This window comes from Pirellulales bacterium, assembly GCA_035939775.1.
Taxonomy (GTDB): domain Bacteria; phylum Planctomycetota; class Planctomycetia; order Pirellulales; family DATAWG01; genus DASZFO01.
On record DASZFO010000114.1, the window covers coordinates 1 to 14423 of the forward strand.

Consider the following 14423-nt stretch of genomic DNA (forward strand, 5'->3'; position numbering starts at 1 on the left):
CTCTGGAACGCTTCGTCGTCGAAAACGACGATCTGCTCGCGCTCGAAGCGCGAATCGGCAGATTCAACATCTTCGACGCTCTCGGCATCAAGGACGCCGAGATTCGTCACTCCAACTTTCTCGCCTTTATCCTCGATCCAGCCGAGTCACACGGACAGGGGCAGCTATTCTTGAATGCGCTCCTCATGGATCTCCTCAAGGCGGCCCCGTCCGAGTTGCGTCCATTGTCGCCGATCGAGTTAGATGGAACCGAACTGCGCGGCGTTGAGGTGCGACGGGAATGGGAACACATTGACCTGCTCATTACCTGCGAAGATCCGTTGTTCGCCGTCGTAGTCGAGAACAAAGTTGAATCACATGAACATTCGAATCAATTGAGCCGCTATCATGCCACGATGAGCGAGCACTTCGTCGGTGTTAAAAGCCTCTACGTCTATTTGACCGCAACCGCCGATTCGCCTTCCGAAGAAGACTGGGTGCCCTATAGTTACGCGGACATCCACCGGGTTTTTGAGCGAGTGCGAGCGACGTACAAAAACGCAATTGGCGACGACGTACGTGTTTTTCTCGACCACTATCTGGGCCTGATTGGGAATCGCTTTATGGACAATGTGGAAATCGATAGTCTTTGTCGAAAAATCTATAAGAATCACCGCCAAGCGCTGAAGCTGATCTTTGAACGGGTCGGCAGTCCGGCGTCGGCAGTGATTGCCGAAGCAGAGACCGTGTTGCGAGAAGACGGGCGGTGGACTGTGTTTTACCGTCAAAGCAACCTGATCGACTTCGTGCCGACAACATGGCTCGAATGGCTCCCGCCACTCGGCCTCGATTTCAAGAGCGACCCGCGATCGTGGTTCGTTTTTCGAATTGAGTTGTATGAGGGAAAGCTCGACTACTACGTGCTCGTGGGCCGGATGAGCGATACGGCCAAGCGGAAAGAAGTCGTCGAGCTACTGATCGCGGAAGGCTCGAAGTTTGGGTTCAAACATAGCGGCCAAAAAGTCAAGAATAACTACACGCGAGTCTCGGGTCGCGAGCGAATCTTAAGGTGGAATGAGGGCTGCGAGCCGGCATCGGACGCGATTCGCGCGGGCGTGAAGAATACGTTGGACGGCGCATATCCCAAACTCAACGGTATACCCGCACTGCTGAGGCCACTATTCGGGGCGTGAGGGAACATTCCATCAGCGGCTGGTTTGGGCGAGCGTTGAACCGCCAACGCTACTGCGATTTATGCCAATGGATCGCCACTACCGTTGCCGCAATTCGGCGCGAATTTTCTCCGCCAGTGGACGCGAGCCGTGCCGGTCACACCAGCTTTCCACATACGGCCAGTCGATGAGATTGCTCATAGTGGCGACGATGTTGCGGGCATCGACAAAGTCTTTTTCACGTCCGGCGGTTTGAGCCCATCGAAGTTTGGTGATCACTGCATCTTCGGCGGAGGCAATCCAGGTCGGTCGGCCCAACCAATCGACGCATCTCCTCCTAGTGCTTTGTCACGCCAAGGAATTGGGGTTGGCTCCAGTCGTAGCAGGAGCATCCTGCTCCCGCGAACGGCGGCTGGAAGCCGCCGCTACGAAAAACGCCCAACCCTAAAATCAAGCTGTGACAAAGCACTAGTAAATCGTTCTTGATCGCGCGGGTCGTTGCTCAGGCCGAACAGTTCGACAACGAAATCCTCGGTATCCGCACGCAACATGATTTTGCTCGTGGCCGTAACGCTCTCAAAACCGAGTTGCGGATCGAGCCGAAGATCGCTGAATTCGCGCGCAATGAGCCGAGCAGTGTGCGCCAGATCTGACTGAACGACGATGTCGGCATCTTTCGTCGAGCGGATAATCGAATGGAAATTGGTCGATAGCAAGCCAACGACCATGTAGGGCACGCGGTGTTCGTTGAGAATCTCGACGACCCTCAGCGAGATTCCTTCCGAACTCATGGGAGCGCCTCGATGCGGCGAATGATGTCCAGCCGCTCGCGGCGGATGCGGCGGGCTTCCTCATCGCTTATGCCGGGGAATTGGCTCTTGATCCCCGCCAACATGCGGCGTGCTGCTTCGTCGAATAGCCGCAGGCTTTCACTCATTCGCTGGGCGCCTGTGAATCGGCGCGAGCGTTCGATTTCATCCCAAAACTTGCGTCCATCACTGCGATTGCCGCGGATTCCAACGGATTGGATGGCGATATCGTCTTTGCCCGCATTATAATACGATTTTGGTCGTTTCGACGAGGTGCTCCCATGACAGCCGCGACGGAGTCAATTGTGGGCCGCTTTTCGGTTGATATTGAACTTGCCAATGACGAAGATCTCATTCGTGCCAAAGTGGGATTGATCTCGTTTGAGCAAGTACGCCGTGCGACGGTGCGCGGCGTCGTGGATAGCGGCGCGACGAGGCTCGTTATCCCCGAGTCCGTGGCGGACCAGCTTGGCTTGGAGATTTCGGGCATTACCCAGGTTCGGTATGCCGATGGCCGGATGGCCGAGCGCTCGATTGCCAGTCGCATTCACCTGACCTACGGCGGCCGGGATAGCGTCTTCAACGCCATCGTAGAGCCGGACCGGAAATCGGTATTGATCGGCGCTATCGTCCTTGAAGACCTTGACTTTCTGGTCGATTGCACCGGCCAGCGCCTTGTTCCCCGCGATCCGAAACAGATCATTTCCGAGGCGGAATGATCGAGCATGAAGACCAAGGCGGCAGTCCTGTATCGAATGGGGGAACTGGCGCCGTTTGCGCATTCCAAGCCGCTCGTGATCGAGGAAATTGAGGTCAGCGGGCCGCATGAGGGGGAGGTCTTGGTCGAGGTTACGGCTGCCGGTCTATGTCATTCCGATCTGTCGGTGATTGACGGTTCGCGGCCGCGCGTCATGCCGATGGTCTTGGGGCATGAAGCCGCGGGCATCGTTCGCGAAGTCGGGTCGGGCGTGCGCTCGCTCGCAGAGGGAGATCATGTGGTGTTCTCCTTCGTCCCGGTTTGTGGGCGCTGCCAGATGTGTATTTGCGGCCGGGCAGCGCTTTGCGAGAATGGCGCGAAGGCCAATCTTGCCGGCACGTTGCTCAGCGGCGCTCGGCGATTCAAGGACGCCGCAGGCAATGAGTTGAACCATCACTTGGGCGTTTCCGCATTTTCGCAGTTCACAGTGGTCGCCGCCGAATCGTTGGTGCGGATCGACCCTGCGATTCCCCTGGACAAGGCTGCTTTGGTCGGATGCGCCGTGATGACGGGCGTCGGCGCCGTCGTGAACACGGCCAAAGTGGAAACCGGCGCGGCAGTCGCCATTTTCGGGCTAGGCGGGGTCGGGCTCAGTGCCGTTCTCGGGGCACGGGCGATCGGCGCCAATCCAATCGTTGCGATCGATCTGCTTGAGCCCAAGCTCGAATTGGCCCGACAGCTCGGCGCCACGCAAGTCGTCAATTCCGCGGATGCCGATGCGCTCGATCAGATTCGCGCTGCGACGAACGGCGGCGCGCACTATGCAATCGAATGCGTCGGCAACCCCGCCGCAATGGCGCAAGCCTATGCCGCGACGCGCCGCGGGGGCACGACGATCTCGGTCGGTCTGCCGGGTCCCACTCTAACCTTCCCTTTCGCGCCCCTTTCGCTGGTGGCCGAAGAGCGAACGATCAAAGGCTCATTCATGGGCTCGTGCGTGCCGCAGCGCGACATCCCGAGATTCATCGCGATGTACCAGGCCGGCTTGTTGCCCATCGAACAACTCCACACTCATTCTATCTCGTTGGAGGAAATCAACGCCGGCATGGATGTGCTGGCCGCCGGCCAAACCGTGCGGCAGATGATTTGTTTCCGCTGAGGGGTCGCTCGGATTGGCAATTCGGCCGAATTGTAGTAGTTTGACCGGCGGCTCGAAAGGAATTCTCTCTTACAACATTGTCTTCGCAGGAGCGCGGCGTCATGGAAGCGAAAGTCAGGAGGGCTCGGCCGAGCGCGTTGCTTACGCTTAAGGACCGGTTGTCGCGGCTGACGTTCTTGGAGGCCTGCAAGCTGCTCGGCCCCGAGGGGAAGAATCTCATCCAGCGCAACGCCAATGCCTGGGAGTTCAAGTTCGAAGAGGATGTCCACCTTGGCGACGACCTGTTTCGCCTGCGATTTCCCAACGAGTTTGTCGATGGCCAACCGTTGACCGTGACAATCACGCTGATGGCCGAAGCCCGGCAGCGATTGCATTGGAACTGCGCGCGTTGCGAAGGGGTTTGCGAGCATGTCGGAGCGGCATTTTCGCTGATCCTCGAGGAGAAGTTGCGGCTGGGGCTCGCCGCGCCGCCGAAGCCGCGAGTGGCGGTCGAAAGCCTCGGTGAGCGGGAGTTGATCGCGCAGGCGCTTGCCGATCGAGCGGAGCGCGCGAAATCGGAGCCGATGAAGATCGATCCGCTCGACGCATCGCGACCGTGGACCGACTATACCGTCACCAGCCGACTGAGCGGCAAAACCTATCGCGTCGCGCTGCGTGGAACCGAACTGGGGCAATCGTATTGTTCTTGCCCCGATTTTCGCACGAACACGCTGGGAACCTGCAAGCACGTGCTCAAAGTGCTTGGCAAAGCCCGCCGCCGGTTCAAGCCAGCCGAACTCAAGAAGGCCTATCTGCCGATGCGGTTGGCCGTGCATTTGCGTTATCGCGGCGAGCTGTCGCTCTGGCTGCAAGTGCCGCGCAAGTTGGACGAAGCCGCGGCGAAAATCGTCGCGCCGCTCGCAGGTCGGGCGATCGACAACGTGCATGCGCTTTTGAAATGCCTGAGCAAGTTGCAGCAGCTTGGGCACGAAGTCGCGGTGTTTCCCGATGCGGAGGACTACATCCAGCAGCGGCTCTACCAAGACCACATGCGCGACATATCGGCCGCCATCCGTCGGGATCCGTACAACCATCCGCTGCGAAAAACGCTCTTGAAAGTGCCGCTCCTGCCCTATCAGCTCGACGGGGTCGCGTTCGCCGCCGGTGCGGGTCGAGCCGTCCTCGCCGACGATATGGGCCTCGGAAAAACAATCCAGGGTGTCGGCGCGGCAGAGTTCCTGGCCCGCGAGGCCGAGGTCCGCAAGGTGTTGGTCGTCTGCCCGGCCTCGCTCAAATCGCAATGGCGAAGCGAAATCCACCGATTTTGCGATCGCGACGTGCAGCTCATCGGCGGCCGGACCGCCGAGCGCTCGGCCCAATACGATAACTCTTGCTTTTTCACGATTTGCAACTACGAGCAGGTGCTCCGCGACCTTATGGCGATCGAGCGGGTCAAATGGGACCTCATCATTCTCGATGAAGGTCAGCGGATCAAGAATTGGGAATCGAAGACCAGCAACACGATCAAGGGCTTGCGGTCGCGATTCGCGCTAGTGCTTTCCGGCACGCCGCTGGAAAACCGGCTCGACGAGTTGTACAGCGTCGTGCAGTTCATCGACAACCGCCGGCTCGGGCCGGGCTTTCGATTCTTCAATCAGCACCGCGTGGTGGACGAGAAGGGGAAGGTCCTGGGCTACAAGAACCTGAGCCAGCTTCGCGAGACGCTCAGGCCCATCTTGTTGCGGCGGACCCGCGAAAGCGTGGCCCTGGAATTGCCCCCGCGGACGATGGAAATCCTGCGGATCACGCCGACCGACGAGCAGCGCGCGATTCACCGAACTCACATGCAGATCGTGGCCTCGATTACGAGCAAAAAGTTCATTACGGAGATGGACCTGCTGCGGCTCCAATGCGCGCTGTTGATGTGCAGGATGGCCGCCGACAGCACGTTCCTGGTGACAAAGGATCCTCCTGGCTTTTCGACCAAGCTCGAGTATCTCGACGATTTGCTTGGCCGGCTGTTCGAGGAGCAGCATCGCAAGGTGATCGTCTTTTCCGAATGGACGACGATGCTCAATCTGATCGAGCCAATGCTTAAGAGGCGCGGTCTCGGCTTCGTGCGGCTCGATGGCAGCGTGCCGCAGAAGCAGCGGGCCGAATTGGTCCATCGGTTCCAAACAGCGGCCGATTGCCGGCTGTTCCTCACGACGAATGCCGGCTCGACGGGGTTGAACTTGCAGGCCGCCAACACGGTGATCAACGTCGATCTCCCCTGGAACCCGGCCGTCCTCGAGCAGCGGATCGCTCGGGCGCATCGCATGGGTCAAAAACAGCCAGTGCAGGTGTTCGTGCTGGTTACGGAGGAGACCATCGAAGAGAACTTGCTTGCGACGATCGCGGCCAAGAAGGACCTGGCATTGGCGGCTCTCGACTCCGAATCGACCGTCGATCGAGTCGATATGGCCAGCGGGATGCAGGAACTGAAGAGCCGATTGGAAGTGCTCCTGGGGGCGCCGGCCCATGCGCCAGTGGACGAGACGCTGCGACATGAAAGGGCCGAGACGGCCGACAGATTTGCCGAGGCTCGGCGCGAACGGGTCGCGGCTGCTGGCGGCGAATTGCTCGGGGCCGCGTTCAAGTTGCTCGGAGAATTGATTTCGCCCGCCGACTCCGCCCCGCCGCCGCAACCGCTCGTGGACGACGTCCGCGCCGGCCTGGGGGCGTGCGTCGATGAAGACGGCGCCGGCAAGCCACGGCTGACCATCACGCTCCCGGATAAAGCGGCGCTCGACAACCTGGCCGCTACGTTGGCAAAACTGTTGGCGCTCGGGAGCGCGGCATCGCAAAATCAATAGCGGAATTCGCTCACGGTCGACTCGCGCAAGATCATCGGCGCGGCCGGCCGCGCCGCGCCGCGCCATTGGCACGCATCTTAAGGCTCGTCACGAGTAAGAGATCGACGATTTCGTGCGTGCCATCCTCCAGCCCCACCGCAACCGTCCGGCCTGTGGGAGACTGCGACAAAAACTCGGGATGTTCGACGGGCAACGACCTGCCGTCCGCTAAGTAAATATCGAACGGCTGAAAGGGTCGTCGCGAGTGGATATGCCGCAATTGTTCGATCGTCATGCGATAATTATAGCGAGCCAAGAGAGCCCCGCCAACGAGGCGATGAACGGAAATCGTAACAGCGACTATGGGCCTTCAGGTTGTTCACATCGATGAATCGCTAATCGTGCTCGAAAAGCCGGCGGGATTGCCGGCCGTGCCGGGACGCGGAGCCGAGAATCAAGTCAGTCTTGCGACCCAGGTGCAGCAGCAGATTGATCCCGAGGCATTCGTCGTGCATCGGCTGGATCGCGACACGTCGGGGCTGATGGTCATGGCTCGTGGGCTCGAGGCTCAGCGAAAACTGTCGCAGCAATTTGAGGATCGCAAAATCGAAAAACGTTACACAGCAATAGTTTTTGGCAGCCCGGATCGTGGCGGCGGGACGATTGAACTTCCGATCCGCAAGGATTTCGATCGGCCGCCGCGGCAATGCGTCGATTTTGCACAAGGGCGGCCAGCGATAACGGAGTGGCGCGTCGTCGAGCGCCACGCGGATCGCGCGCGACTGGAACTCGCTCCACTGACTGGTCGTTCGCACCAACTACGGCTGCACCTCGAACAAATCGAGCATCCGATTCTAGGCGACAAACTCTATGCTCACGCAGCGGCGCTGGCAATGGCGAGCCGGCTGCTTTTACATTCCACCCACATTTCGCTGGCGCATCCGGCCTCGGGAGGTGTGGTCACGTTCAGATCCGCTTGCCCGTTTTGATTTTTGGGCGCTGCGGACGATAGGTGGCTATCTGTGACCGAATCCGCATACGTGTTTTCGTGCGAGCCAGAGTGGGAGGGCATTTTGGCCGGCGAATTGGAGCGGGTTTTTCCGCACTCGCTCGCTAAACGAATCGACAACGGATGGGTGACAATCGAACCGGATGACGCCACGGCGGCTCCGGCGCCCGTCGTTGCATTTGCATCTCAATGCTTGCCTTGCGTCACGGCAATCGCGGCGGACTCGATTGCACAATGGGTCCTGGCGGCCGGACCGATATTGATCCAATCGCTAGCCGATCACTCGGGCCCGTGGCGTTTGCACGTGTTCGGCGTTTATCGACCCGGCGGATCGGTTCGCCCTGGGCGCGCGAAACTGATCGAAAATGGAATCGTCGATTTGTTGCGCAAGAAGCAGCGGCGACTGGTGCGCACAATGTCGCCCTCGGCGGGACCAAATGTCACCGGGGGATCGCTTGCGCAAATCGGGCTTGTCACCCCCTCAACCGGCTACGTTTCCGTTTGCTCGCCGGAGACGCTGCACGCGCTGCGGCGGTGCACGTCGCCATTTCCGGGCGGGATCGTCGGGGTGCCGCTCGATCGCCGAGCGCCGTCGCGGGCGTTCGCCAAATTGCTCGAAGCCGAAATTCGCCTCGGGCGACAGATCGCCGCGGGAGAGACCTGCGTCGATTTAGGAAGCAGTCCGGGAAGCTGGGCCTATGTGGCACTCCAGCGCGGGGCGCACGTCACGGCCGTCGATCGCAGTCCGCTGCGGGCTGATCTGATGGAACATCCCGAGCTGACTTTCGTCCGCGGGGACGCATTCCGCTTCGAGCCGGCCGAAACAGTCGATTGGCTGCTCTGCGACGTGATCGCCTTTCCCGATCGACTTCTCGAACTACTACAACGGTGGCTGACAAACTGCTGGTGCCGCTGGTTCTGCGTGACGATCAAATTCCGCGGAAGCGACGACTACCCGAAGCTTGAGCCGATCAAGACATGGCTAGCATCCAGCGGCGCGGAATTCCAACTCCGCCGTTTGACAAACAATAAGAACGAAGTGACGGTCATGGGGGCTTGCGCGTAGCGGCCGATTCCCACGGTTGCGGCTCGGCGAACCGAAATCCTACTCTTGCTCCTATTCCTCCTTGTAATCCTCTTTCAAATCTTCACCAACGTCCAACACCTGTGAATGCGCTTGTTGCGAAAATCGGGAGGCACGGTCTGTCGGCTGATTTCGCGGATCGTCGCGGCGGGAATCTCTTCCTCGTGAAACTTGAAGCGGCGGAAATTGGTCGAGAAATAAACCTTGCCGCCGGCAGTCATCCGTTCGAGCACAAGGCTCAACAGTTCGACGTGGTCACGCTGGACGTCCCAATCGACGGCCGTCGTCTTGCTGTTTGAAAACGTCGGCGGATCAACGACCGCCAGATCGAACATCCCGCCTCGCACTTTCGGCAAATTGCGAAGAAAGCTAATTGCATCGTCGCGAATGAATTGGTGCCAAACCTGCGTGAACCCGTTGAGCTGCATGTTACGGCGAGCTTGTTCGAGATAGGTATTCGATAGATCGACGGTCGTTGTCGCGGTCGCTCCGCCTGCCGCGGCGTAGACGGTAAACGCTCCGGTGTAGCCGAACAGATTCAGAAACCGCTTGCCTTGCGCCTCGCGCTTGACCATCGAGCGGGTGATCCGGTGATCGAGGAACAAGCCTGTGTCGAGATAGTCGGACAGATTGATTTGAAAACGGTGCCCTCCTTCATTGACAATGATGTGCCGGCCCTCCTCGGCCTCGCGCTCGTATTGGGCTGGGCCGGATTGCCGCTGCCGATGCTTGACCGCAATCTGTTTCGGTTCGACCTCGAGCGATTCGGAGGCAGTCTCGATCATCCGTTGCAGCCAGACCTGGTGCTCGATTTCCGTCCTGTCGTGCGGCCGGACGTACTCGGCAATCTGCAGATGGCCTTCGTACCAGTCGATCGCCAACGGCACCTCGGGCAAGTCGCGGTCGTAGAGGCGAAAGCAGGTGATCCCTTGCCGTCGCGCCCACTTTTTCCAGTGGCGAGCCATGCGGACCAAGCGATTGCGAAAATCGAAGGCCTGCTCTTGCCAAGTGCGACGGGTCGTGCCTATGGGCGTCCGCGGAGAAGGATCGTCGTCGAATGAATCGTCGGCGACCGTTTCATCGATGCCGACGCTAGCAGCGTCGGCCACGCGGGCAACGCTTCCAGCGCCGCGTGAAGCGATATGACTCGTCGCACATTCGAAGAGTTCGTAACGTAGCAGGCGACATTCGATCGAGCCGTTAAAAAGCCGAATCTTGCGCGAAGGACGCAGACCGACTTGGGCGGCGGCGTCGAGATTGCCCGTGAACATGAATGCCGTCCAGCCGCTCCAGTTCTGCTTGAGTGCATCGCCGATCCGGCGATACGTGGCGGCAATCATGGAAACTTTCACTCGCTCGTCGTACGGCGGATTGAAAACCAGCACGCCGGTTTCCGCCGGCGGTTTGGCGGCCTCGAAATGGGCGATGTCAAATCGGACATCCGCTTCGACGCCGGCCAATCGAGAATTCACCTTCGCCGACTCGATTGCCTGCGGGTCGAGATCGCTGCCGGCAATCGCTATCGGCAGCGCGGCGAGCCGCGCCGCCCGGGCTTCCGCGAGCAGGTCGTCGTGCAGCGCGGCATCAAAATCCTTCCATCGCATGTAACCGAGGTTTGCGCGGATCAGCCCAGGTGCGATGTTTCGTGCCCAAAGCGCGGCCTCGATCGCGAGCGTGCCCGAGCCGCACATGAAATCGACCAGCGGTGTGCTGCGGTCCCAGCCGGTCAATCGCAGAATGCCGGCGGCCAAGACTTCGTTGAGCGGCGCCTCGCCGGCCGTCGCCCGATAGCCGCGCTTGTGGAGCGATTCGCCGGAACAATCAAGGTAGACGGTCACTTGATTCTCGTTGATGTGCAGATTGATGCGCAGGTCGGGATCTTTGAGATCGACCGAGGGCCGCGAGCCGCAGCGATCGCGGAACTGATCGACGATCGCATCCTTCGCCAATTGGGCCGCGTAGAGCGAATGCGTGCAAAAAGAATTATGCACGACCGGATCGATCGCCAGCGACCTGCTGGAATCCAGGTATGCCGACCAGTCGACGTCCCGAATGCCGCGATAAAGAGCCTTTTCATCGGACGCGTGAAATGTGTGGATAGGTTTCAGGATTCGAATCGCGGTTCGGAGCCAAATGTTTGAGCGATAGAGCAGCCGCTTGTCGCCCGAGAAGTTCACGAGCCTACGGCCGGGCGCGATTTGCTCGGCCCCCAGCGCGGCCAGTTCGTTGGCGAGCACATCCTCCAAACCAAAGACCGTTTTGGCGGTCAGTGGAGATTTTTCGGCGACGACACCAGGCATGTGCTGCGATTTGCCCCTTAACTCAACCATGCTGTTGAAGAGAAACCCGTGCGGCGCAACGTTGGGCTTCGCTGTGCTAGCATCAACGCCGGCATTGCCGCAAGTCGAATGGTCACCGCAGCGCCCGGTTCAGTTTTGCGCAGCTTAGCAAGTGGCATCCATTTTCGCACATGGCGATGATTGACTAAAGAGTGCAAACTTACTGCCCGAATTTTCGTTATAAGCCGTACCATCGTCACAACTAGCGCCGTCACGATTTCCCCGGGCACTCCCGCTGCAAGCTCATGTCCGATCACCCCGCACAGCGATTTGCTCCCGAAATGTCGCCTTATGGACGTTCTATTGTCCCAATTGCAATGGTTGGTTGCTTGATCGCGCTGGCCTGCTGGCGAACGGCATCTGGGCAGGTTCCAAACGGGTACCCGGATGTGCAGCTCGCCGCCGTAACACTCCAACAAAGTCCGTCGGGACCACAACCGGTCTTGCCCGGTCAGCCGCAGCCGGTCGTGCCACCGCCGGTTCAGCCCTTGACTACCCAACCGGTCGACCCGATCATCGCCGAGCCAGGGGTCGTATTCGGACCTCCTGTTGGGCCGCGGATCGTCTCTCCGGATTCATTTCATCCGCTGTTTCGTTTGCATCAAACGATCGCGGACGTTGTGGGAGACAACGGTGAATTAACGACGCTTGGCGGTTTCTTTCCGCACCCGTCGGATTTTGGTCTGTGGTTCTTCGACGGCCAGTTCGACATCCTCGAAGACGCTCACAATCCGGGCCAACAGACGCTGAATTTCGCCGCCAATCTCGGGCTCGGCTGGCGCTGGCTCGATCCAAGCGATGGACAGGTCTATGGGCTGAGCGCTTGGTACGACACCGATCGCAGCCATCCCGAGTTTGTGCATCAGGTATCGGTCGGGGCCGAGGTGTTGGGGGAAACTTGGGACTGGCGGACCAACGGGTATTTTCCGATCGGGACGAACCGCGCGGCATTGAGCTTCAACGCGGCGGGGCCCCAGTTCAACACTCGATTGGCGAGCCTCACCGGGTTCGACGTGGAATGCGGTCGCCGGCTGCCGGGCTGGCTCGGGGAAACCGGCGGCGTTTCAGCGTACGGCGGTTCGTATTACTACCGGGCCGATGGGAGCCTAAACACCTTCGGCGCCTCATTTCGGTTAGAGGCCATTCTTTCCGATAATCTGACGATCGAAGCCAAGGTGTCGAGCGACAGACTTTTCGGGACAAACCTCGCCTTTGGAGTCACCTGGATGCTTCCGGCGGCCGGAAAGTGCAAGAAATGCCAACCCGAGTCGCCCGAATACTACGAACTCGTGCAGCCCGTCGAGCGCAACCGTACGATTGTCTTTGGCAGACAGCCATAATCGGCCTAACAAATCGACGTATTCCAGCCCTCGCTGCCGTGCAGGGAACGCCCTCTGTGGCGTTCCGCAGAACCCGGCACGCCGTCCGGTCAAGAGTGTGACGGCGTAGCGCAAACTATGTAGCTGGCAGCATTTTTGCGAATTCTTGGCTCGAAAGGGCGGAAAATCGTTGCCAATGGTCAAGATTTCCAGTTAAATTAGAGGTTAGGGTAATCTTGTTCTGCAACTGGCGTAATCGTAGCCGTGTCAGTGTCAACGGGAGGGTGCTGCTGATGCCGCAACCTAGCACACGACGAACTTCTCTCGAATCTTTTCTGCCGCAATTTGCCGCTCCGACCGTCGAGCCAACTCCAGTGGGAATGATTCCAAACGGCGACCAGGGATTTGTCGATGCCAATGGCCATTTTAATGGGAACGGGCATTCCGCGGCATTGCCGATCGAAAACCGCATCGTCCGCGAAGCCAGCGCCCTACTGCATCATCACCAAAATGGCAAATCCGGTCATTCCATGCTCGAAACAGCGATCAACCAAACGCCCTCGACGTTAAACGGTTCCGAATTCATGTTGGGAGCGGGCGTGCTCGATTCCGACTTGCGTCCCCACGAGGTGGAGTTTGAGCCGTCGCCGCACGACGGCCAAGTCGGCGCGGAACTGAATGGCGCTGCTGGAAGCTACGTTGGTGAACTATCGCATCCGACCGCGCCATCAGTTGAGCAGGCGACCCAGAGCGAGGATTTGTCCGAAGCCGTGCAGGTGGGATCGCAGCATTCCGCGGCCCTTTCAGAACATCCCGCGTGCGGCTCGCTCTTCACGCCCTATCTTGTCACCGAGATTCGCGAGCTTCGCAATCGTTCTCGCCGTCGTCGAAGTTGGTGGCGCAGGATTTTCGGTTGATTTCCAACGGGCGGTTGGTGTAAATAGAGGGCCATGCTGTGCCCGTATAACCCACCCGCCGAGCCGTCGTTGCCGCTGTGTATCACGGGAATCTCCGGTGTTGCTGGGTACAACGCTCGACCCTATTTTCAGGCCCGCTATCCGGGCCAGGTGCTGGGCATTCGCCAGCGCGACAATTGGCGGCTTGGAGGTCCCGGCATCGTGGCGTGCGATGCCGAGGACTACGACACCCTGTCTCGGCTATTTGACACACATCGGTTTTCCGCCGTTCTTGGTTGCGCCGGGAACTGCGCGCTGCGGTCGTGCGAACTCGATCCGCAAATGGCGTGGCGAATCAATGTCTCCGGCGTCGAAAATTTGCTGCGGGTAATCGCCGGCCGAAATGTGCGGCTGGTTCATCTATCGATCGATCTGGTGTTTTCGGGCGGCGGATCCGGTGGGCATCGCGAAGTCGATCCGACCGATCCGGTCACCGTGTATGGCAAGACGATGGTGGCCGCGGAAGAACGGATTCTCGCCGCCGATCCGTCGGCCGCCATTTTGCGAATCTCGCTTCCGATGGGCATCAGCTTCAACGGGCATGCGGGGGCCATCGACTGGATTCAATCGCGCTTCAAGAAGTCGAAGCCCGCGACTCTCTATTTCGACGAAGTTCGCACACCCCACTATACCGATTGTCTCAATGAGCTGTGCGAAGTAGTTTTGGCCGCCAAACTCTCGGGCCTATTTCACGCCGGCGGCCCTCGGCGGCTAAGTCTCTTTCAAATCGCCCAGATCATCAATCGGGTCGGCGGCTACGACCCCGATCTCCTGATCGGATGTCCTCGGATCCAAGCCGGCCCCATCCCTCCGCGGGCCGGCAATGTTTCGCTCGATTCGAGCAAGCTCGCCGCGGCATTGGGCTACGACCCGCTCGACCCTTGGCCCCTCGACGAACGCTGGGTGCCCACAGGTCCCATGTGGCACCGAGAGCGCCCTGCCGACGAACGCGGCTCCGCGGACCTGCTGGCACAAGTGTTATATCGTAACCCACGACGAAGTTGAGATTTTGCGAGTTGGTTGCGAACGCCGCCAGCGTCCAGAATCGGGACAGTACGGCCGAACTGACGTCGCCGTCCAATGATCT

General features: G+C 59.6%; 14 protein-coding genes. 9 read left to right on the top strand and 5 right to left on the bottom strand.

Annotated features, from left to right (window positions below; all coding sequences use genetic code 11):
• Window positions 1-1172, top strand: a 1172-nt coding sequence (locus tag VGY55_07265; GenBank protein ID HEV2969772.1) for a PD-(D/E)XK nuclease family protein, incomplete at its 5' end; no start/stop codon positions are given.
• A 78-nt stretch (window positions 1173-1250) separates the two neighbouring features.
• On the opposite strand, the gene VGY55_07270 is transcribed toward VGY55_07265, so the two are convergent.
• The 3 genes from VGY55_07270 to VGY55_07280 form a co-directional block, all read right to left on the bottom strand.
• Complete coding sequence (locus VGY55_07270; GenBank protein ID HEV2969773.1) at window positions 1251-1430, bottom strand: hypothetical protein; 180 nt, start codon at window positions 1428-1430, stop codon at window positions 1251-1253.
• 146 nt (window positions 1431-1576) lie between these two features.
• Complete coding sequence (locus VGY55_07275; GenBank protein HEV2969774.1) at window positions 1577-1942, bottom strand: hypothetical protein; 366 nt, start codon at window positions 1940-1942, stop codon at window positions 1577-1579.
• Window positions 1939-2088, bottom strand: coding sequence for a hypothetical protein (locus VGY55_07280; GenBank protein HEV2969775.1), 150 nt, complete (start codon window positions 2086-2088; stop codon window positions 1939-1941). Before VGY55_07280 ends, VGY55_07275 begins: the two co-directional genes overlap by 4 nt.
• A gap of 153 nt (window positions 2089-2241) precedes the next feature.
• On the opposite strand from VGY55_07280, the gene VGY55_07285 reads away from it, so the two are divergent.
• From VGY55_07285 to VGY55_07295, 3 genes are all read left to right on the top strand, one after another.
• A complete protein-coding gene (locus VGY55_07285; GenBank protein ID HEV2969776.1) occupies window positions 2242-2679 on the top strand; it encodes an aspartyl protease family protein in 438 nt (145 codons plus the stop codon).
• A gap of 6 nt (window positions 2680-2685) precedes the next feature.
• A complete protein-coding gene (locus VGY55_07290) occupies window positions 2686-3816 on the top strand; it encodes a zinc-dependent alcohol dehydrogenase family protein (protein ID HEV2969777.1) in 1131 nt (376 codons plus the stop codon).
• Window positions 3817-3917: 101 nt separating this feature from the next.
• Entirely contained in the window at window positions 3918-6650 is a 2733-nt protein-coding gene (locus tag VGY55_07295) for a DEAD/DEAH box helicase (GenBank protein ID HEV2969778.1), read from the top strand.
• 31 nt (window positions 6651-6681) lie between these two features.
• On the opposite strand, the gene VGY55_07300 is transcribed toward VGY55_07295, so the two are convergent.
• A complete protein-coding gene (locus VGY55_07300; protein HEV2969779.1) occupies window positions 6682-6924 on the bottom strand; it encodes a hypothetical protein in 243 nt (80 codons plus the stop codon).
• Window positions 6925-6991: 67 nt separating this feature from the next.
• Between VGY55_07300 and VGY55_07305 the strand changes: the two genes are divergently transcribed.
• Window positions 6992-7618, top strand: a complete 627-nt coding sequence (locus VGY55_07305) for an RluA family pseudouridine synthase (protein HEV2969780.1) — start codon at window positions 6992-6994, stop codon at window positions 7616-7618.
• A gap of 33 nt (window positions 7619-7651) precedes the next feature.
• A complete protein-coding gene (locus VGY55_07310) occupies window positions 7652-8704 on the top strand; it encodes an SAM-dependent methyltransferase (GenBank protein ID HEV2969781.1) in 1053 nt (350 codons plus the stop codon).
• Between the two features lie 74 nt (window positions 8705-8778).
• Here VGY55_07310 and rlmKL read toward each other — a convergent pair whose 3' ends face one another.
• A complete protein-coding gene (gene rlmKL / locus VGY55_07315; protein HEV2969782.1) occupies window positions 8779-11052 on the bottom strand; it encodes a bifunctional 23S rRNA (guanine(2069)-N(7))-methyltransferase RlmK/23S rRNA (guanine(2445)-N(2))-methyltransferase RlmL in 2274 nt (757 codons plus the stop codon).
• Between the two features lie 326 nt (window positions 11053-11378).
• Here rlmKL and VGY55_07320 point away from each other — a divergent pair, with 326 nt between their 5' ends.
• From VGY55_07320 to VGY55_07330, 3 genes are all read left to right on the top strand, one after another.
• Complete coding sequence (locus VGY55_07320; protein ID HEV2969783.1) at window positions 11379-12401, top strand: inverse autotransporter beta domain-containing protein; 1023 nt, start codon at window positions 11379-11381, stop codon at window positions 12399-12401.
• Window positions 12402-12754: 353 nt separating this feature from the next.
• Window positions 12755-13297, top strand: a complete 543-nt coding sequence (locus VGY55_07325) for a hypothetical protein (GenBank protein HEV2969784.1) — start codon at window positions 12755-12757, stop codon at window positions 13295-13297.
• A gap of 33 nt (window positions 13298-13330) precedes the next feature.
• The gene (locus VGY55_07330) at window positions 13331-14341 is read left to right on the top strand and encodes a sugar nucleotide-binding protein (GenBank protein ID HEV2969785.1); all 1011 of its coding nucleotides are present in this window, start codon (window positions 13331-13333) and stop codon (window positions 14339-14341) included.
• The last annotated feature ends 82 nt before the right edge of the window (window positions 14342-14423 follow it).

Bases quoted from the DNA above. Each gene is read 5' to 3' on its own strand.
- VGY55_07300 (HEV2969779.1), bottom strand. From the start codon at position 6,924: ATGACGATCGAACAATTGCGGCATATCCACTCGCGACGACCCTTTCAG.
- VGY55_07280 (HEV2969775.1), bottom strand. From the start codon at position 2,088: ATGAGTGAAAGCCTGCGGCTATTCGACGAAGCAGCACGCCGCATGTTG.
- VGY55_07295 (HEV2969778.1), top strand. From the start codon at position 3,918: ATGGAAGCGAAAGTCAGGAGGGCTCGGCCGAGCGCGTTGCTTACGCTT.
- VGY55_07320 (HEV2969783.1), top strand. From the start codon at position 11,379: ATGGTTGGTTGCTTGATCGCGCTGGCCTGCTGGCGAACGGCATCTGGG.
- VGY55_07305 (HEV2969780.1), top strand. From the start codon at position 6,992: ATGGGCCTTCAGGTTGTTCACATCGATGAATCGCTAATCGTGCTCGAA.
- VGY55_07275 (HEV2969774.1), bottom strand. From the start codon at position 1,942: ATGAGTTCGGAAGGAATCTCGCTGAGGGTCGTCGAGATTCTCAACGAA.
- VGY55_07285 (HEV2969776.1), top strand. From the start codon at position 2,242: ATGACAGCCGCGACGGAGTCAATTGTGGGCCGCTTTTCGGTTGATATT.
- rlmKL (HEV2969782.1), bottom strand. From the start codon at position 11,052: ATGGTTGAGTTAAGGGGCAAATCGCAGCACATGCCTGGTGTCGTCGCC.
- VGY55_07290 (HEV2969777.1), top strand. From the start codon at position 2,686: ATGAAGACCAAGGCGGCAGTCCTGTATCGAATGGGGGAACTGGCGCCG.
- VGY55_07330 (HEV2969785.1), top strand. From the start codon at position 13,331: ATGCTGTGCCCGTATAACCCACCCGCCGAGCCGTCGTTGCCGCTGTGT.